Source organism: Kribbella sp. NBC_00889 (assembly GCF_045207705.1).
Lineage (GTDB): Bacteria > Actinomycetota > Actinomycetes > Propionibacteriales > Kribbellaceae > Kribbella.
This window is the reverse complement of sequence record NZ_CP108783.1, coordinates 7,712,813-7,731,319: the sequence shown is the minus strand read 5'-3', so window position 1 is coordinate 7,731,319 and position 18,507 is coordinate 7,712,813. Positions and strand designations below refer to the sequence as shown.

At 69.2% G+C, this 18,507-nt stretch carries 18 protein-coding genes; 11 read left to right on the top strand and 7 right to left on the bottom strand.

The window, feature by feature from the left end; all coding sequences use genetic code 11:
• Window positions 1-26 precede the first annotated feature (26 nt).
• Window positions 27-803, top strand: coding sequence for an aminotransferase class IV (locus tag OG817_RS37920; protein WP_406049759.1), 777 nt, complete (start codon window positions 27-29; stop codon window positions 801-803).
• Window positions 804-806: 3 nt separating this feature from the next.
• On the opposite strand, the gene OG817_RS37915 is transcribed toward OG817_RS37920, so the two are convergent.
• Genes OG817_RS37915 through OG817_RS37905 form a run of 3 tightly spaced genes read right to left on the bottom strand, consistent with a single transcriptional unit; the run spans window position 807 to window position 3,636 of the window.
• Entirely contained in the window at window positions 807-1,358 is a 552-nt protein-coding gene (locus tag OG817_RS37915; protein ID WP_406049758.1) for a hypothetical protein, read from the bottom strand.
• Window positions 1,359-1,414: 56 nt separating this feature from the next.
• Window positions 1,415-2,176 (bottom strand): hypothetical protein, encoded by a 762-nt coding sequence (locus tag OG817_RS37910; protein ID WP_396394513.1) that lies wholly within the window; start codon window positions 2,174-2,176, stop codon window positions 1,415-1,417.
• Between the two features lie 38 nt (window positions 2,177-2,214).
• Window positions 2,215-3,636, bottom strand: coding sequence for a CCA tRNA nucleotidyltransferase (locus OG817_RS37905; protein ID WP_406057606.1), 1,422 nt, complete (start codon window positions 3,634-3,636; stop codon window positions 2,215-2,217).
• A gap of 63 nt (window positions 3,637-3,699) precedes the next feature.
• Between OG817_RS37905 and OG817_RS37900 the strand changes: the two genes are divergently transcribed.
• The 9 genes from OG817_RS37900 to OG817_RS37860 all read left to right on the top strand — a co-directional run bounded on the left by OG817_RS37900 (window position 3,700) and on the right by OG817_RS37860 (window position 14,114).
• Window positions 3,700-5,985 carry a hypothetical protein gene (locus OG817_RS37900; protein WP_406049756.1) on the top strand — a complete coding sequence of 762 codons (2,286 nt, stop codon included), beginning with the start codon at window positions 3,700-3,702 and terminating at the stop codon, window positions 5,983-5,985.
• Window positions 5,978-7,624, top strand: a complete 1,647-nt coding sequence (gene murJ / locus OG817_RS37895; protein ID WP_406049754.1) for a murein biosynthesis integral membrane protein MurJ — start codon at window positions 5,978-5,980, stop codon at window positions 7,622-7,624. Before OG817_RS37900 ends, murJ begins: the two co-directional genes overlap by 8 nt.
• Before the next feature lie 160 nt (window positions 7,625-7,784).
• Window positions 7,785-9,449 (top strand): hypothetical protein, encoded by a 1,665-nt coding sequence (locus OG817_RS37890; protein WP_406049752.1) that lies wholly within the window; start codon window positions 7,785-7,787, stop codon window positions 9,447-9,449.
• Entirely contained in the window at window positions 9,446-10,141 is a 696-nt protein-coding gene (sigM, locus tag OG817_RS37885) for an RNA polymerase sigma factor SigM (RefSeq protein ID WP_406049750.1), read from the top strand. The genes OG817_RS37890 and sigM overlap by 4 nt, the downstream gene beginning before the upstream one ends.
• Window positions 10,142-10,271: 130 nt before the next feature.
• Complete coding sequence (locus tag OG817_RS37880; protein ID WP_396394504.1) at window positions 10,272-11,036, top strand: anti-sigma factor family protein; 765 nt, start codon at window positions 10,272-10,274, stop codon at window positions 11,034-11,036.
• A gap of 109 nt (window positions 11,037-11,145) precedes the next feature.
• On the top strand, window positions 11,146-12,132 hold the full coding sequence (gene trxB / locus OG817_RS37875; RefSeq protein ID WP_406049749.1) for a thioredoxin-disulfide reductase: 987 nt from the start codon (window positions 11,146-11,148) through the stop codon (window positions 12,130-12,132).
• 29 nt (window positions 12,133-12,161) lie between these two features.
• On the top strand, window positions 12,162-12,491 hold the full coding sequence (gene trxA, locus OG817_RS37870; protein WP_396394501.1) for a thioredoxin: 330 nt from the start codon (window positions 12,162-12,164) through the stop codon (window positions 12,489-12,491).
• Window positions 12,492-12,535: 44 nt separating this feature from the next.
• Window positions 12,536-13,672 carry an N-acetylmuramoyl-L-alanine amidase gene (locus OG817_RS37865; RefSeq protein WP_396394500.1) on the top strand — a complete coding sequence of 379 codons (1,137 nt, stop codon included), beginning with the start codon at window positions 12,536-12,538 and terminating at the stop codon, window positions 13,670-13,672.
• A 91-nt stretch (window positions 13,673-13,763) separates the two neighbouring features.
• Complete coding sequence (locus tag OG817_RS37860; RefSeq protein WP_396394499.1) at window positions 13,764-14,114, top strand: VOC family protein; 351 nt, start codon at window positions 13,764-13,766, stop codon at window positions 14,112-14,114.
• Between the two features lie 46 nt (window positions 14,115-14,160).
• On the opposite strand, the gene OG817_RS37855 is transcribed toward OG817_RS37860, so the two are convergent.
• Window positions 14,161-16,311 carry an MMPL family transporter gene (locus OG817_RS37855; protein ID WP_406049748.1) on the bottom strand — a complete coding sequence of 717 codons (2,151 nt, stop codon included), beginning with the start codon at window positions 16,309-16,311 and terminating at the stop codon, window positions 14,161-14,163.
• 83 nt (window positions 16,312-16,394) lie between these two features.
• Between OG817_RS37855 and OG817_RS37850 the strand changes: the two genes are divergently transcribed.
• Complete coding sequence (locus OG817_RS37850; protein ID WP_360438101.1) at window positions 16,395-16,721, top strand: helix-turn-helix transcriptional regulator; 327 nt, start codon at window positions 16,395-16,397, stop codon at window positions 16,719-16,721.
• Here OG817_RS37850 and OG817_RS37845 read toward each other — a convergent pair.
• The 3 genes from OG817_RS37845 to OG817_RS37835 are packed head-to-tail and all read right to left on the bottom strand — an operon-like array spanning window position 16,701 to window position 18,446.
• A complete protein-coding gene (locus tag OG817_RS37845) occupies window positions 16,701-17,354 on the bottom strand; it encodes a permease prefix domain 1-containing protein (protein WP_406049746.1) in 654 nt (217 codons plus the stop codon). The genes OG817_RS37850 and OG817_RS37845 overlap by 21 nt on opposite strands.
• 30 nt (window positions 17,355-17,384) lie before the next feature.
• Complete coding sequence (locus tag OG817_RS37840; RefSeq protein ID WP_396394495.1) at window positions 17,385-17,777, bottom strand: DUF2784 domain-containing protein; 393 nt, start codon at window positions 17,775-17,777, stop codon at window positions 17,385-17,387.
• A 12-nt stretch (window positions 17,778-17,789) separates the two neighbouring features.
• Window positions 17,790-18,446 carry a GNAT family N-acetyltransferase gene (locus OG817_RS37835; protein ID WP_406049745.1) on the bottom strand — a complete coding sequence of 219 codons (657 nt, stop codon included), beginning with the start codon at window positions 18,444-18,446 and terminating at the stop codon, window positions 17,790-17,792.
• Between the last annotated feature and the right edge of the window lie 61 nt (window positions 18,447-18,507).

Below are 18,507 nucleotides of genomic sequence, written 5' to 3'. Positions count from 1 at the left end.
TGGTCCGCTCAGGTCAGACTGTCGCTGTGACCGACTTTCTCCTGCTCGACGGCGAACCGCTGCGCACCGTCGACCCTGCGTTGCTCCGGGCAACCAGCTACGGACACTTCACCTCGATGCAGGTCCGGGCCGGCCGGGTCGACGGGCTCGACCTGCACTTCGACCTCCTCGACCGCAGTTCCCGCGAGGTCTTCGGCCGCCCCGTCCCTGCCGACCGCGTCCGCGCCGACCTCCGGACCGCACTCGACCACGCCGGCTCCGGCGACCTCTCTGTCCGCGTCAACGTCTTCGCCTCCGATGGCGAGCCCCGTCTGCTCATCCGCGTCAGCCCACCGATCGAACCCGGCGTACAGCCGCCGCGCCTGCTCGCGTTCGAACATGAGCGTGCCGTCCCGCACCTCAAGCACACCGGCACGTTCGACCTCGTGTACTACGGCCGCCAAGCCGGGGCCGCCGGGTACGACGACGCGATCTTCCACACCACCACCGGCGAGATCTCCGAGGCCTCGATCTGGAACATCTGCTTCGCCCGCGGCACCACGATCGTGTTCCCGGCCGCGCCTGTCCTGCCAGGCATCCGCCAGCAACTCCTGCAGCAAGGCCTGCCCGACTTCGACACCACCCCGATCACCCTCGCGCACCTCGCGTCGTACGACGCCGCCTACCTGACCAACTCGATCGACCCGGCCCTCCCGGTCGCGTCGATCACCACCGAGCAAGGCACCACGACGTACGTCGCGCATCCGCCCTCGCGCGACACGATCACGAAGGCCTACGCAGCCCTGCACCCACAACCCATCTGAGCGTCAGCCGGCGGTGTGAACTCGCGCAGTCGGCCCACCCTCGAACAGCGCGAGCGCTTGCTGACCGGCGCCCGCCGCACCGGAGCCGAAGTACCCGGTCGCGTACGGCGCGAGCCCGGCGCCCACCTGCCAGTACGGCATCCGACGTCCGGAGTACTCCACGCCGCGGACGAGCGGTTGGTCGCCTGCCGCCAGTCGGGCAGCGTCGTCGGCGCAGACCGGGAGCCGACCGTGATCCGATTCGCTCCACAGCACATCGGTTGTGGACGGGCCGTGCCTCGTGTCGAAGACGCACGGCACCCGGCGCTCGGGAGCGGGCTCTCCGGCAAGCCGGACACGGAGACAGAGCAGCTCGTACTGTCCCGTCGCCACCGCCTCCGTCGCGGCATGTATTGCCTGGTTGCCTTGTAGTTCGGCCAGCGCTCCCCTCGCGGTGGCGTACGCCTGCTGGGCGGCGACGTAGTTGCGTCGGCTCTCACGGTCCATCGCCTGGGTCGACAGCCTGCCGACCTCCGCGCCCAGCTCCGAGACGTCCTCCTCGGTGAGGGTCCGCATCAGTGCGAGGGTGCTGGCGCGTCGTGCCCCCAGCAGGGCTCGTAGATTCCAGGCGTTCACCCGTCGCCGCCTCCGCCGCCGTCGCCTCCCCCGTCGAAGCCGCCATGGCCCCCGTCGAACCCGCCGTGGCTGATCCCGCCGTCCCAGCCTCCCCAGCCGCCGGGCGCGCCGGACTGGCCCTCGAACGCAGCCAACGCGATGAAGGTGGAGCCCCCGCCGTGCGTGAAGTAGCCCCGGCCGTACGGCGCGACAGCGGTGCCGGCCTCCCAGTACGGAACCCGCCGCGTGCCATAGCGGACATAGCGAATCTCGGGATCGTCGCGCACCTTCACCCTGGCCGCATCCTGTGCGCAGGCCGGCACCGTGCGAGTGCCTCGACCCGGCCAGGTCCAGACCACGTCCGTCGTCGACGGGCCGTGCTGCGGATTGAAGAAGCACGGCACCCGCCGCTCCGGGATCGGCTGGCCGTCGACTCGAGCCAGGACACACACCATCGCGTAGCGTCCGCCGGCGAGCGTCTCGGTGATCGTGCTGATGTCCTCCGCCGACGTCAGCTCCCGCACCGATCGTTGCGCGGATTGGTAGGCGTCGAGAGCTTGCTGATAATCCTGCCGCGATTCGGCATCCAGATCACGACCCGCGACGCGTTCGCCCAGCCGCCGCAACTCCTCCCCGAGCAGCGTGACATCGTCGTCCGCGAGCACGCGGATCTGCTCGAGCTCGGCGCGATCGAGGCGCCTCGATCCCCGCCGGACCCACAGATAGCGGGCCGCCAGGGCCAACCCACCGGCCCCCAGGGCAGCCAACAGCCACTCCATCCACCGAAGGTACCGCCGCCAGTACACGCGCGGAACGCTCAGGAGCGCTCGGACCACCACTGCAGGAGTGCTTCGCGAGCGCGGTCCGGACCGATCGGGCCCTGGTCGAGGCGGAGGTCCATCAGGAACCTGTACGCCTCGCCGACCTCGCGGCCGGGCTCGATGCCGAGGATCTCCATGATCTGGTTGCCGTCGAGATCGGGGCGCAGGGCATCGAGCTCCTCCTGCTCCTGGAGCCGCTCGATCCGCGCCTCGAGGTCGTCGTACGCCGCCCGCAGCGCCTCGGCCCGGCGCCGGTTGCGGGTGGTGCAGTCGGCGCGGGTGAGGATGTGCAGCCGGTCGAGCTGGTCGCCGGCGTCGCGGACATAGCGCCGTACGGCGGAATCGGTCCACTCGCCGGTGCCGTACCCGTGGAAGCGCAGGTGGAGCTCGACGAGCTTGCCGACCTGGTCGATCTGCTCGTTGCTGAAGCGCAACGCCTTCATCCGCTTGCGGGCGAGCTTCGCGCCGACCACATCGTGGTGGTGGAACGTCACCTTGCCCGCGCCCTCGAAGCGCCGGGTCCTCGGTTTGCCGATGTCGTGGATCAGTGCGGCGAACCGGACGACGAAATCGGGCGTCGGAACAGTTAGGCGGGATTCGAGGTCGATGGCCTGATCGAGGACGGTGAGCGAGTGCTCGTACACATCTTTGTGCCGGTGGTGCTCGTCCACCTCCAGCCGCAGCGCCGGCAGCTCGGGCAGGACGTGGTCGGCCAGGCCGGTGGACACCAGCAAGTCGAGGCCGATCCGCGGGTGGTCGGAGCAGATCAGCTTGACCAGTTCGTCGCGGACCCGTTCGGCCGACACGATCGTGATCCGCTCGGCCATCGCGGTCATCGCGGCCACGACCGCCGGGTCCGGGGTGAACCCGAGTTGCGCGGCGAACCGGGCCGCCCGCATCATCCGCAGCGGGTCGTCGGAGAACGAGTCCTCCGGGGTGCCCGGCGTACGGATCGTCTTGCTCGCCACGTCCTCGATGCCGCCGTACGGGTCGACGAACCGGTGCGACGGGAGCAGTATCGCCATCGCGTTCATGGCGAAGTCGCGCCGAGCCAGGTCGCCCTCGAGGCTGTCGCCGTACGCGACCTCCGGCTTGCGCGAGGTGGGATCGTAGGACTCCGACCTGTAGGTCGTGATCTCCAGAACCCACTCGCCCTTACGACTACCGATGGTGCCGAACGCCTTGCCGATGTCCCAGACATGGTCCGCCCAGCCGGACAGCAACCGCTCGACCACGTCGGGGTGCGCTGACGTGGCGAAGTCGAGATCCTTGCTCCCCCGGCCCAGGAGAATGTCCCGGACGGGCCCTCCGACCAGGGCGATTTCGTGGCCGGCGGCGGCGAACCGGCTGCCGAGTTCGTCGACGACCGGCGCGATCCGCAGCAGGGACTGGACCGCTTGCTGCTGGACGGCGGACAACGATCCGGCAGAGGCTGACTGGTCGGCAAAGGGTGACACGGGGAACTAGGTTACGGTGACGGCGTGTTCAGACGGCGACTGAGGCTCTCCGCGGCGGCGGGTGCGGGCCTGCTGGTTGTTGCCTGCGCAGCGTTCTTCGGCGTCCAGCCGACCGCTGCGGCGCCCGGCGACGAACTGACTGTCGACGTCAGCATCGACTCGTTCGCGCCGGTGGCACCGAAACCCGGCAACCCCGTGGTGATCAAGGGCCGGGTGACGAACACCAGTTCGGTGACGTTCGACGAGCCCCAGGCGCTCGCCTGCATCGACCGGACCCGGCTGGCCAGCTCGGCCGACATCGCCGACGTGTCCGCCGAACAGGACGTTGCGATGCGGGACCGGGACAGCTGCGCCAACCTGACCGACGGAACGGCTTTCCAGCCTTTCGAGCAGCCGCTGGCACCGAAGGCCTCGGTGGACTTCACCCTCACCGTGCCGTGGGAGCAGTGGCGGATCTCGGACCGCACCGGTGCGTACGTCGTCGGCGTCGTGTTCCGCGGTCAGCCGCCGGATAGCGACCGCATCACCATTGGCCGTGCCCGCACGCTGATGCCGGTGATCTCCGAACCGCTGCCCCGCAAGGTGAAGACCGCGCTCGTCATCCCGTTGCGGCACCGGCCGACGCAGCTCGGCGGGTCACGGTTCACGAACGACTCGCTGGCCCAGTCGCTGTCACCGACCGGGTCCCTCGGCCGGTTGCTCGCCCTGGGCAAGCAGCACACGGTCAGCTGGCTCGTCGATCCCGCGATGCTCGACGAGGTCCGCCAGATGGCCAAGGGGTACGAGATCGTCGGTGCGGGCGGCCAGACGACCAAGGGGACCGGACAGGCGACCGCGGCAGCGTGGCTCAAGGAGTTCGAGGCGAGCCGCATCCGCGGTAACCAGGTCGTCCTGCTCCCGTACGGCGACCCGGACGTGGCCGGCCTGCTCGACTCAGGCGAACCGTTGAAGAAGCTGGTCGCGCAGGCACGAACCACCACCGAGCGATACAACCTGGCGCCTGCCTTCACCAATGGGCTCTGGCTCGAGGGCGGCGCCGCGGCCAGCCGCTACCTCGCCGCCGCGTCCGGCGGCTTCGCCGGTGCCACCGACCAGGACCTGAACCTGGTCAGCAGCTCGTCCTGGTCCGCTGACGACCGTCCGGCGCTGACCAAGAACCCGGTGTACGACGTCATCACCCCGGAAGGCCCGAACCGCAGCGTCCGCACCGTGATCGCGGACTCCGCGCTCACCAGTGGCGGTCCGGATGCAGACAGCGACGACAGCCCGGTCCAGGTCCGGCAGCGGTTCGCCGCCGAGACCGCGCTGATCGCTGCCGAGGGCAAGGGCAAGAACCCGGCCACCGTGGTCGCGCTACCGCCGCGCGGCTGGGATGTCGAGGGCCAGGCCACCGCCGCACTGGCCGGGAGCCTGACTCTGCCGTGGATCACGGCCACGGACGTCGCCCAGGCGGTCGCGAGCACGCCGAGGCCGCCGACCACCAAGGCACCCGCGGCACCGAAGTCGAACGGCGGCCTGACCGGTGTCCAGCTCGACGGCATCAAGCAGCTCGACGAAGCGATCACGACCATGCAGAACCTGCTGGCGAACCCGGACGACCTGCCCCAGGTCATGCCGCAGGCGCTGCTGCGCTCCACCTCGACCAGCTGGCGCGGCTTCCCGGACGAGGCCCGGTACTTCGCCGCGGTCGAGCTGGGCTCGGTCAACCTGCAGCTGAACAAGGTGCACCTGGTCAACAACCCGGTCAACGGCGAGCGCCGGGAGATCAAGGTCAACCTGGCCGGCAGCAAAGGCACGTTCCCGCTGACCATCACGAACAGCACGCAGTGGTCGGTCCGGGTCGGCATCATCGTGACGTCCGCCAACCGCACCGACCTGCGGATCGAGCCACAGCAGAGCCGGATCCTGGCCGCGGGCCAGAAGTGGACGCCCCGGATCAACGCGAGCGCGGAGCAGAACGGCCTGATCCGCGCCAACGCGCAGGTGATCACGTCGTCCGGTCGTCCGGTCGGCGACTCCGAGGAGCTGCTGATCCAGGCCAGCCAGTACGGCAGCGTCGGCTGGGTCCTGGTCGGCGCGGCGTGCGCGCTGCTGTTCGGTACGTCGTTCGTCCGCATCTACCGCCGGATCCGGACCGAGCGCCGGAGCCCGTCACACCCCACGACCGAGGCCACCACCCCCGACCCGCTGCACCCGGCTCCCCTCGACACCAGCACCGACACCACCACCGACACGACGACCGGTGATCCCGCCCCCGACGAACTGCCCGAGGCGTCGCTGACAGAAGGAGTCGGTTCGAAGGATGGCTGACCGCACCCTGCGCTCGGCGGGGGTGATGGCAGCCGGAACGGTGCTGTCCCGCCTGCTCGGATTCGTCCGGATCGCCCTCCTCGCGGCCGCCGTCGGCACCGCGCTGCGGGCCGACATCTTCACCGCCGCGAACACGATCCCGAACAGCCTCTACATCCTGCTGGCCGGCGGCGTGTTCAACACCGTGCTGGTCCCGCAGTTGGTCCGCGCGATCAAGAACCACCACGACGGTGGTCAGGACTTCACCAACCGTCTGCTCACGTTCGGCTTCGTCGTACTGGCTGTCGTGACGGTCGGCTGTGTCCTGCTGGCGCCGGCGATCGCCCAGATCTACATGCCGTCGGAGCTGGACGACCCGTCCCGGGCGTCCGAGCGGGCGTCGATGGTGATGTTCGTCCGGCTCTGCCTGCCGCAGATCTTCTTCTACGGCGCGTTCGTCCTGGTCGGCCAGGTGCTGAACGCGCGGCGTCGCTTCGGCCCGATGATGTGGGCGCCGATCGCGAACAACATCGTCGCCTGCGCGTCGATCGTGATCTTCCTGATGATCTACCGCACCGGCGACCCTCCAGCCACGTACAGCCACAGCGAGGAGCTGCTGCTCGGTCTCGGGCATACGGTGGGCATCGCCGTGCAGCTGCTGGTGCTGCTGCCGTACCTGAGGGCGAGCGGGCACCTGTATCGGCCGAAGTTCGGCCTGCGCGGTACCGGTCTGGGTCACACTGCCCGATTGGGCATCTGGACCGTGCTGTTCGTCGCGGTGAACCAGGTGACGCTGGCCGTGGTCACGCGGCTCGCCATCGCGGGTAGCGCGTCGGACGACCCGGGTGCGAAGGCGGGTCTGTTCGCCTACAGCACGGCGATGCTGATCATCCTGGTGCCACACGGCATCGTGACCGTGTCGCTCGCGACGGCGGCGCTGCCGCAGATGTCGGCGCTCGCGGCCGATGGCGAGCTGACCGAAGTGGAGCGGTTGTCGGCCCGGTCGATCCGGCAGACGCTGGCGATCGTCGTACCGGCGGCGGCTGCGATGATCGCGTTCGCGTACCCGATCGTCACGGTGATCGCCGGCTACGGCGCGGGCAAGGACAACCTGACGCTGATGTCGTACACGCTGATGGCGCTGGCGCTCGGCCTCGTGCCGTTCACCGTGCAGTACTTCCAGCTGCGCACCTTCTACGCGTTCGAGGACACCCGCTCGCCGTTCTTCCTGCAGTGCGTGATCGCGGCGACGAACATCGCGGCGGCGGTGATCGGGGTCCGGGTGGTGCTGGACCAGGAGAACCTGCGGTTCAGCGGTGTCGTCCTCGGCGGGGCGTACGCGCTGACGTACCTGATCGCGGTACTGGTGTCCCGGCCGGTCCTCCGCCGGAAGGTGCCGGCGGTGCACGGTGCCGGGATCGGTCTGCCGCTGCTCGCGATGGTGATCGCCGCCGTCCTCGCGGTGCTGGCCGGGCGCGGGGTGCTCTGGCTGCTCGGCATGGCGGTCGAGTGGTCCGGACCCCTCGGCGCGCTCCTCGAGCTCGCGGTGGCCGCCGTCGTGATGCTCCCGGTCTACGCCGGGGTGGCGAGGGTACTGAGGATCCACGAAGTCAACGACGTGGTGTCCATGGTCACATCGAAGCTGCCCGGACGCCGCTGAACCCGATGGCTTGTGCACTCGTGCACCACTTGAGGGATCAGGGGGGCACTACGATGGGGCTGCGGTCAGGCAGCCGGCTGATCGTGACCGGGTCCCCGCCGACCGGATCCGGGGCGCCAGACGCAGGCCGACCAGTGCATCGAGGAGGGCGAGAGACACCGTGTCGAACCAGACCGTCAGTCCTGGTGCCCTGCTTGCCGGCCGGTACCGGATCGCCGAGCTACTCGCGGAGATCGACGGTGCACGGGTGTGGCGGGCAGTGGACGAGGTACTCAGTCGGGCCGTCGTCGTGGACATCCTGCCGGTCGGCGACCCCAGGACCAACCTGCTCTTCGATGCCGCGCGGCGCGCGGCCGCCGCGGCCGACCCCCGCTTCCTGCGGGTGCTCGACTGCGACATGCAGGACGGCGTCACGTACTGCGTCCGCGAATGGGCGGGCGGCCGTCCACTGGAGCGGATGCTCGCGACCGGCCCGCTGACCGGTCAACAGGCCGGCTGGCTCGCGCGCGAGGTGTCCGAAGCGCTGGAGAACCTGCACCGCACCGGTCTCTCCCACGGCTCGATCAGCCCGTCGACCGTCGTGGTCACCGACGCAGGTGCGATCAAGGTCGTCGGACTCGCCACCGAGGCGGCGCTGCGGTCCACCGGCCCGGGTTCGCCTGAGCACGACATCCATGCGCTCGGTGAGCTGCTCTACGCCTCCCTGACCGGCCGTTGGCCCGGTCCCGGCCCGGCCTGGGGGATGCAGCCGGCGCCGTTCGAGCATGGCCGTCTCCTTAGTCCCCGCCAGGTGCGAGCCGGCGTACCGCGCTCCCTGGACGACATCTGCGACCGGCTGCTGAGCAACCCGCCGCGTCACCACACTCCGCCGATCACCAGCGCTGCCGGCCTGTCCGCCGCGCTGTCCGGCGTCGTCGGCAGTTCACACGAGCCGCCGAACCAGATGGACGAGACCGTTCAGGTCGCCCGGCAGAACGGCAGCATCGACGACGCCACCCAGGTGGTGCCGCAGACGTCGCCGCCGGCTCTCGACCCGACGCCGCCGGCGTACGAGAGCAGCAACGGGCACGAGACGCACTCGGCGTACTCGACCGCGGCCGAGACCCGGCCGATGCGGCGGCAGCCACCGCCGCCGCCACCGGCGAACGGGAACGGCCGGCGCCGGGCCGACGACCCGAAGCCGAAGCAGAAGGGCTCGTGGGGCGGCCGGATCCTGATCCTGCTCGCCATACTCGCGCTGCTGTCCGTGGTCGCGATGGCGCAGTTCCTGCTCAAGGGCGCGATGAACAACGACCAGGACGACGGCACCGACAGCGGCGCCAGCAAGCCGCCGGCCACGAGTACGACGCCGTCCGCGACCGGTGGCCCGGTCAAGATCGTCAGCGCGAAGGACTTCGACCCGCCGCCGGACGGCAACGGCAACGAGCACCCGGACGACGTCGGGAAGTCCTACGACGGCAAGCAGGACACGAGCTGGACCACGATGTCGTACAAGAACAAGCCGAACTTCGGTGGCCAGAAGGAGGGCGTCGGCATCATCTACGACCTCGGCGAGCCGACGGCCGTGTCGAAGGTGCAGGTCGCGCTCAAGGGCGACAACACCAGCCTGGAGCTGATGGTGCCGAAGGGTGACACGAGCAAGTCGCCGGACACGGTCAGCGGCTGGACGTCCGTCGCCACCGAGGAGGACCAGCCCGAGGGGACGACGACGCTGACTCCGTCGGGGCCGACCCAGACGCAGTACGTTCTGGTGTGGCTGACGAAGATCCCGAAGGACGGCAGCGGGTACCGGGGCGAGATCTCGGAGGTCACAATCCAGAAATGACACCCGAGATCAGTCGGATCGGGCCGCCTGAACCCGTCGGCCAGCCCGCCGCACCGGCTGGACCGGTCAGCTACGACCAGCTCGACGACCACGAGCTGCTCCGGCTGCACGTCGCGGGCAACCCGGACGCGTTCGGGTACCTGGTGCGGCGGCACCGGGACCGGATGTGGGCGGTCGCGATCCGCACCCTGGGTGAGCCGGAGGAGGCCGCCGACGCGCTGCAGGAGGCGTTCATCTCGGCGTTCCGCCGGGCCGACTCGTTCCGCGGTGATGCCAAGGTGACCACCTGGCTGCACCGGATCGTGGTGAACGCCTGCCTGGACCGGATCCGTCGCCGTCAGGTCCGGGCCGCCGACCCGTTGCCAGAGGACGAGGACCGCGCCGCCGAGTTGGCCGGCCCCGCCGGGGACGACCCGGCCGAGGTCCGCGAACGCCGGCTCGACGTACTGAACGCGCTCAAGCAGATCAACTCCGACCAGCGCAGTGCGCTCGTCCTGGTCGACATGGAGGGCTACTCGATCGAGGAGGCCGCCGCGATCCTGGGCTGCGCACCCGGCACGGTGAAGTCCCGCTGTGCCCGTGGACGGGCCCGGCTGCTTCCACTGCTCAGACACTGGCAGACCGCCCGAGCCGGTTCCGAGGCGCCCGACGTACCCGCGAAAACTGCTGCCGAGGCGGTGGGAACCGAATGAGCGGGTACACCGTCGAAGCGGAGTCGCCTCGTTCTGGCGACTACGCTGCCCGATGCCTCGACCGGAGCATTTCAGCCATGAGCACACCGCGCCCGATCCCGGGCACCTCCCGTGAGGAGGCGAGTTCCCGATGACCGATTCCGGTCTTCCGACCAGTGAGCACCTCGAGCACCTGGACCCGGACACCATCGCCGACCTGATCGAGAACCTGCTACCCGCACCCGAGGCCCACCGGGCTCGTGAACATGTGAAGGCCTGTCCGGACTGCCAGCAGACCTTCGACGCGCTGCTGCAACTGTCCGCGGACCTGGCCGACGAGGGCCGGACGGACATCCCGATGCCGGCTGACGTCGCCGAGCACCTCGACGCCGTGATCGTCTCGGAGTCGATGCTGCGCTCGTCGACGATCGGCGTGCACTCCCTCGCGCAGATCCGCGAGGAGCCCCGTCGGCATCTCCCTAAGCTGCTGGGTGCCGCCGCGGCCGTCGTGGTCGTCGCGGCGATCGGTGTCGGCGTGGTCTTCGCCACCAAGGACAACGCGCCCGGGAACACGGCCGATACGACCCCGACGACCGCGCTGCCGACCGGTGCGCCGACGATCTCCACCTCGGATGTCGGCCCGGACGCACAGCGTTGGATGGAGAACTCCGGCGGCACGCTGCTGAACGGCTCGCCGGACGAGCTCGCCTGCGCGAAGAACTTCGCGGCCGGCCGCCCCAACCCGCAGCTCCGGCTGGTGCAGCCCGCCAAGGTCGACGACAAGCGCGCCACGGTGATCGGTCTGCAGGGCGGGTCGCCCCAGGACATCCAGGTCTTCGTGGTGACCGGATGTAGCGATTCCGGGGGCGCCGCTGACCCCATCTACGACACTACGGTGACGCTGCGCAACCGCTGAGACGGCGATGCGGCACCACGGCCCGGCGATGGGTACCGTGGGAATGGTCGGCCTCTAGGATCCGTTGAGTACGACGTACCAGTCTCGACGACAACGAGGAAACGCCTGCATGAGCGACTCAGGAGTTCGCAACGTCATCATCGTCGGCTCCGGTCCGGCCGGTTACACGGCCGCCGTGTACGCCGCACGCGCCCGCCTGGAACCGCTGGTGTTCGAGGGCTCTGTCACGGCCGGTGGCGCACTGATGACCACCACCGACGTCGAGAACTACCCCGGCTTCTCGCAGGGCATCATGGGTCCCGCGCTGATGGACGAGATGCGCCAGCAGGCCGAGCGCTTCGGCGCCGAGCTGGTGGCGGACGACATCGTCTCGGTCGACCTGACCGGCGAGATCAAGGTGGTCACCGACTCCGCGGGCACCGAGCACCGGGCCAAGACCGTGATCCTGGCCATGGGCTCCGGCTACCGCAAGCTGGGCCTGCCGGACGAGGACCGGATGTCCGGCCACGGCGTGTCCTGGTGTGCGACCTGTGACGGGTTCTTCTTCCGTGAGCACGAGATCGCCGTCGTCGGCGGTGGCGACTCCGCGGTCGAGGAGGCCACCTTCCTGACCCGCTTCGGCAAGAAGGTCACGCTGGTGCACCGCCGCGGCGAGCTGCGCGCGTCGAAGATCATGGCCGACCGGGCGTTCGCGAACGACAAGATCGACTTCGCCTGGAACTCCGAGGTCGCCGCGATCCACGGCGACGACAAGCTGACCGGCGTGACCCTGCGGGACACCGTGACCGGTGAGACGCGGGAGCTGCCGGTGACCGGCCTGTTCATCGCGATCGGGCACGACCCGCGTTCGGAGCTGGTGAAGGGTCAGGTGCACCTGGACGAGGACGGCTACGTCCTGGTCCGGGAAGGCAGCACCGAGACCAACCTGCCGGGCGTCTTCGCCGCCGGTGACCTGGTCGACCACACCTACCGGCAGGCGATCACCGCCGCCGGCACGGGCTGTGCCGCCGCCCTGGACGCCGAGCGCTTCCTGGCCACCTTGGAGCACGAGGCGACGGCCGCGGGTGCCGCGGCCACCGAGCCTGTCTCCGTCTGAACCTCACAACCACTGAAGGAGTTACGCCCGTGGGCGAGAAGATGAACGCCGTCACCGACGCCGAGTTCGACCAGACCGTGCTGAAGAGTGACAAGCCGGTGCTGGTGGACTTCTGGGCCGAGTGGTGCGGCCCGTGCCGCCAGGTCTCCCCGATCCTGGAGGAGCTGGCGCAGGACCACAGCGACAAGCTCACCTTCCTGAAGATGAACGTCGACGAGAACCCGGTCACCCCGAGCAACTACCGTGTTACGGGTATCCCTACCATCAACGTCTACGTGAACGGTGAGCTGGCCAAGTCCATCGTCGGCGCCAAGCCGAAGGCGGCGCTGCTGAGGGAGCTGGCCGACTTCACGTCCTGAAAGCTCGGTAGGACCCCGTCCGCCACGGCAAGGAGCAGTTTCTGATGACAGTGTCACCGTCTGGCCCCCAGGGCGTGTATCGGATCGGCGACAGCGGTGAGGCGGTCGCCGAGATCATCGGCAAACTCCACCGGTTAGGACTGCTCACGGGCGGTCACGACGTCTACGACGAAGCGACCGCCCACGCCGTTCGGGGCTTCCAGCAGCAACGGGGCTTGATGATCGACGGAGTTGTCGGCCCGCAGACGTACCGGGCGATCGACGACGCACGCTGGCGGCTGGGCGACCGGCTGCTGACGTACGTCGTCTCGCACCCGCTGACCGGTGACGACGTACTGGCGCTGCAGGCGAAACTGCAGGAGCTCGGGTTCGCGGTCGCCCGGATCGACGGGATCTTCGGACCGGACACCCAGCGTGCGGTGACCGACTTCCAGCGCAACATGGGCCTGCCGGGTGACGGCACCTGTGGCCCGTCCACGTTCAAGGCCTTGCAGCGGATCAAGCCGATGGCGACGGGTGGCCGGCCGGATGCGTTGCGCGCGTCCGAGGCCGTTCGCGCGGCCGGCCCGCGGCTGTCCGGCAAGACCGTGGTGATCGATGCCGGTCACGGCGGCTTCGACTACGGCTGGGAGGGCTACGGCCTGCGCGAGTCCGACGTCGCGTACGACCTGGCCTCCCGGATCGAGGGTCGCCTGGGTGCGACCGGCGTACGGGCGTATCTGTCCCGGGGACGGGACCAGGGTCCGGACGAGTTGGCCCGGGCCGCGTTCGCGAACGAGACGGACGCCAACCTGTGCGTGTCGCTGCACACCGACGGGTCGATGAACCCGGAGGCCCAGGGTGTGGCGACGTACTACTACGGCAACGATCTGCACGGCGCCTCGTCGAGCGTCGGTGAGCAGTTCGCCGGCCTGGTGCAGCGCGAGATCGTCGCCCGCACCGACCTGCTGAACTGCCGTACCCACGCCAAGACCTGGGATCTGCTGCGGCGCACCAAGATGCCCGCGGTCCGCCTCGAGATCGGCTACGTGACCAACCCGCACGACTCCGCGCGCCTGGCCGACCCGGCCTTCCGCGACGTGATCGCCGAGGCCATCGTGGTCGCCATCCAGCGTGTCTACCTCCCGCCGGAGCAGGACGCTGCCACCGGCATGCTCCGTTTCGGCCAGTTGACGGTCTAGTCGATTCCGGGATGGGTCGTTCGTCATCTGAATGAGCGCTACTCGTCCGGCGATCACGCCGGATGGGACGTCATTCAGTTGGGAGGGGCTCATGGCACATCCAGTCGTCCACACCGAGATCCGATCGGCGGACCCGGACGCGACACGTCAGTTCTTCGCGGACCTTTTCGGATGGAAGATCGCGTCCGAGGGCGGGTTCCCGGGCTACACGTTCATCGACACCGGCACACCGGACGGTCCGTACGTCGCGATCAGTCCGCGGCAGGGCGCCGAGGACGAGGTGCTGTTCTTCGTGGCCGTCGAGGACGTGGCGGACACGCTCGCACGCGCCGAGAAGCTGGGCGGCAGTGTCGTCCAGCCGATGCAGCAGGTGCCCGGCACGAGCTTCGCCGTGTTCGCGGACGCCCAGGGCCACAAGATCGGAGTGGCCGCCAGCGAATGATCACCCCGGGGCGGACCGCGCAGGGGGCGGCCCGCCTCCAATCGGTTCAGTCCTTCTCGAGGGCGATCCTCGGGAGCACTCGGTCGAGTCCGCGCGGCAGCCACCAGGCGCGATCGCCGAACAGCCGCAGAATGGCCGGGACAAGGATGCATCGGATCAGCACCGCGTCCAACAGCACTGCGGTGGCGAGTCCGAGCCCGAACTGCTTCAGCATCCGGTCCGGGCTGAGCAGGAACGCGCCGAACACCACGATCATGATGGCGGCCGCCGCCGTGATCACGCTGCCGGTGTTGGCCAGCCCTTCGCGGACCGCCTCCTTCGCATCCTTGGTACGCCGCCACTCCTCGTGGATCCGGGATACCAGGAACACCTCGTAGTCCATCGACAACCCGAACACGATCGCGAAGATCATCACCGGCACGAACGCCTCGATCGGACCCGGTTGAGCACCGAACCAGCCCTGCTGGAAGACCAGCGTGATGACGCCGAGCGAGGCGCCGATGCTGAGCAGGTTCAGCACAGCTGCCTTCAGCGGGATCAGCACGGACCGGAACACCGCCATCAGCAGCAGCGCGGACAGTCCGACCACGACGAGCACGAAGATCGGCAGCCGATTGCTGACCGCGGACGCGAAGTCGTCGGCCGCAGCGGTCGCACCACCTACGAGGTACGTGGCCCCGGTCTGCGACTCGAGCGCCGGCAGGGTGTCGTTCCGCAGCCGCTCGACCAGGTCACTGGTCGCCGCGTCCTGCGGTGCCGACTTCGGGAACGCCAATACGGTCGCGACCTTGCCGTCGGGCGTCAACTGCGGTGGCGTGACCGCGGCGATGTTCGGATCGGCGGTGAGCGTACGGCCGAGCGCCTGAGTTGCTGCCTGGTCGCCTTCGGACACGACTACCAGCGGACCGTTGAAGCCCGGCCCGAATCCCTGCGCCAGCAGGTCGTACGCCTTCCGACTGGTCTTGGCCGGATCGTCCGTCCCGGCATCCGCGAAGCCGAGCCGCATGTCCAGCGCCGGCAATGACAACGCGACCAGGGCGATAGTCCCGAGCACCAGCGGCACCCACGGTCCACGCTGCACAGCGGCTGCCAGCTTCCGCCACCCGTCTCCCGGCGTACGGCGCTTCTTCGCGGCATGCTTGCGGACACTCCGCTCGATGCGCTTCCCGAACAGCGTCAGCAGAGCAGGCAACAGACTCACCGCGGCGAGCATCGTCATCAGGACGGTGAGGGTGACACCGAGGGCGACGCCTTGCAACGAACCAAGCCCCAAGGCGAGCAGCCCGAGGAGTGCGATGACCACAGTGCAGCCGGCGAACATCACCGACCGACCCGCGGTGTCCAGGGCAACCATCGACGCGGTCACGCGATCGGTCCCATCCTTCAGCAACTCGTGGCGGTAGCGGGAGAAGATCAGCAACGCGTAGTCGATGCCGACACCGAGCCCGACCAGGATCATCACCGGTGCGGTGTAGTCGGGCACGGTGAACAGATGCGACGCGAGCACCAGCAGTCCCAGCGTGCCGCCGACCGCGAACAGGGCCGTCAGCAACGGCAGAGTTGCCGCAAGCAACGATCCGAACAGGAGCACCAGGATCACCAGCGCGGCCAGGACGCCGGCGCCTTCGGACGCACCACCCGCGCTCTCCGCCGCCGACCGCGCCAGGTCGCCGCCAACCTCCACGGTCAGACCGGGGACCCGGAACTGCTGAGCCTTCTCGATGATCGCGCGGACGTCCTCGATCGGCATGTCCGCCACGGCGACATCCAGGCTCACCGTCGAGTACGCCGTACGACCGTCTGGTGAGAGTGATCCGGGAGCAGTGAACGGGTCGGCCACCGACGCCACGTGCGGGAGGCCGCCGACGGCCGCCAGCATCGAGAGGACTCGCGGCTTCTCCGGCCGGAGCCCGCCGTCGGCGTGCATGACGATCTGCACCGAGGCGGTCTCACCCTGCGGCTGGTGCTCGCGGAAGATGTCGGTCACTCGCTGGGAGTCGGTCCCAGGGAGCGAGTTGTCGTTCTTGTAGCTGTCGCCGACCACCGTCGACGCGGCGGTGACCGCGACGAGGGCGACCACCCAGAGCAGCAGGGCAAGTCCGGCGTGCCGCATCGACCACCCGGACACCCGGTGCAGCAATCCGGGCCGTCCACCGTCCTTCCGGGGCGGGCGTCGTACTGGGGTGTCCACGGTCATCGCCGGGCCTCCTCACATCCTGATAAGTAGATTGACTACATGTTGTCTCTCGACACTAGCAGGCGTATGAGTAGACTGGCTACATGAAGGCGGATGCGCTGCGTGGGCACCTCGACCCGATGATCCTGGCGGTCGTCGAGTCCGAACCGCTGCACGGCTACGCGATCATGGAGGCCCTGCTGGAGCGCAGCGGCGGCGAGCTCGACCTGCCCACCGGCACGCTGTACCCCGCGCTGCGGCGGCTGGAGCGGGCCGGCTACCTGGCCAGCGAGTGGAGCACGGTCGGCGGCCGGAAGCGGCGGACGTACCAGCTCACCTCGGCCGGCCAGAAGATGCTTGCCTCAGGCAAGCAGGAGTGGCTGACCTTCCGGGCTGTGGTGGAAGGCGTCCTACGCCCTGGCCAGGCGTAGGCAACGGCCGGCCTGAAGACCGACGAACGCCAGCGGCAGAACGACGAACGTCCCGACGACACCGAACGCGGGAAGGTCGGGCGTGCGACCGCCGGTCGCCGACATCGCGACACCGATCAGGCTGATCACGACGGCGTTGACCAGAGCGAAGACTGCAGTCACGCGAGTGACGTGCTGGCGGACGAGTGCGTGGCGCAGGCCGATGCCCGCCGCGATGACGGCCAGCACCGCACCGGCGATCGCGAACATGCCGACGGTCCGGACGAGCGATTGCAGGAACTCGTTCACCGGGTTCGGCGTTGCCGGGTCCTGGTTCCAGCTCCACACGCCCTCCTGCCAGACGATCGGCTGGATGATCAGCGCCAGGAACAGCAGCATCGCGGTCCGCCGGCTCTGGCTGACCGCGAGATCGGCGCGGTAGCCGGGGACGACGTCGGCCAACTCGCCGAAGTCGGCCACCGCCTCGCGCTCGGCCTCGTCCCAGTCGAGACCGTCGGCCTCGAAGGCCTCGGTCGCATCGACCAGATGGTCCCGTGCCTCGGCGAGCAGGTCGGCCTTTCGCCGGCGCGGGCCGGGCAGCGCCTTGCCGAGTGCGGTCAGGTACGCGTCAACCGGCGTACTGGTGCTGGACACGTCTTCCAGTATGGGGATGCCGGGGCCAGATCACGTCCGGGGTCCCACTGACTCTCCCCTGAGCTTGGTCTTCCGCCAGTGCCGCAGGACGAAGAACCCGACGTAGGAGATGATCACCAGGGCGAATCCGACCTTCTCCGCGACGGGTGTCTGCCCTTCCGGCCACAGCGTGCCGTTGAGGTAGTGATTGATGTACCCCGCCTCGTACGGCGTCTCGCCGCCCTTGCGCAGGAAGAACTTCTCCGCACCGGTGAACGGGCAGTCGTAGTCGATGACCACGATCGCCACGCTCCACACCACGATGGCCAGGTGCGCCCAGATCACCTTGGGCCACTTCCAGGCCAGGAATCCGCCGAGGACGAAGAAGAGCAAGAAGGCGGCGTGCAGCACGAACATCACGTCCGCGAGGAAGCGCCAGATCATCGCGATCCCGCCTCAGGAGCCCGGCGTACGGGTGAGGGCGTCCCGGACCGTCGCCGGCGTGGGTGGTGAGTGCTCTGGCCGGATCGCGCCCATCAGCCGCTCCACCGCGGCCTCCATCTCGCTTCGCCACGTCACCGCTGAGCGCAGATCCAGCCGCAGCCTGGGGTTCCGCGGGTGCTCGCGGACGACGCCGAACCCCACCGCACGGAGGAACTCGGTCGGCCAGACGCATCCCGGCCCGTCCCAGCGGGAGTCGCCGAACGCCTCGACGGCACGGAACCCACGCTTGAGCACGTCCTTCGCCACCGCCTGGATCAGGATCTTGCCCAGTCCGAGGCCGAGGTAGCGCGGCAGGATCCGCCCGGTCGCGAGTACGACGGCGTCCGGGCTCACCGGCGCGGTCGGGAACGCCTGGATCCTCGGCAGGTACGTCGCCGGGGCGTACACCGCGAATCCGGCCGGCTCGTCGTCGACGTACAGGACGACGCCCGCGGTGCCCCAGTCGAGCAGTAACTGCGACAGCCACGCCTCTTTCTCGAGGCCGGTGTCGCCGTTGTGGTCAGCCTGCTTGGCGGCGACCGGGTCGAGCTCCCAGAACACACAGTCACGGCATGGCACCGGCAGCTCGCCGAGATTGGCGAGCGTCAGCGGTTCCAGCCGTCGGGCCATCAGCGCGTCCGGTCCGCGGTGCCCGGTGTCCGGTGGGGCGACGTACTGCCTGTTAGCTTCA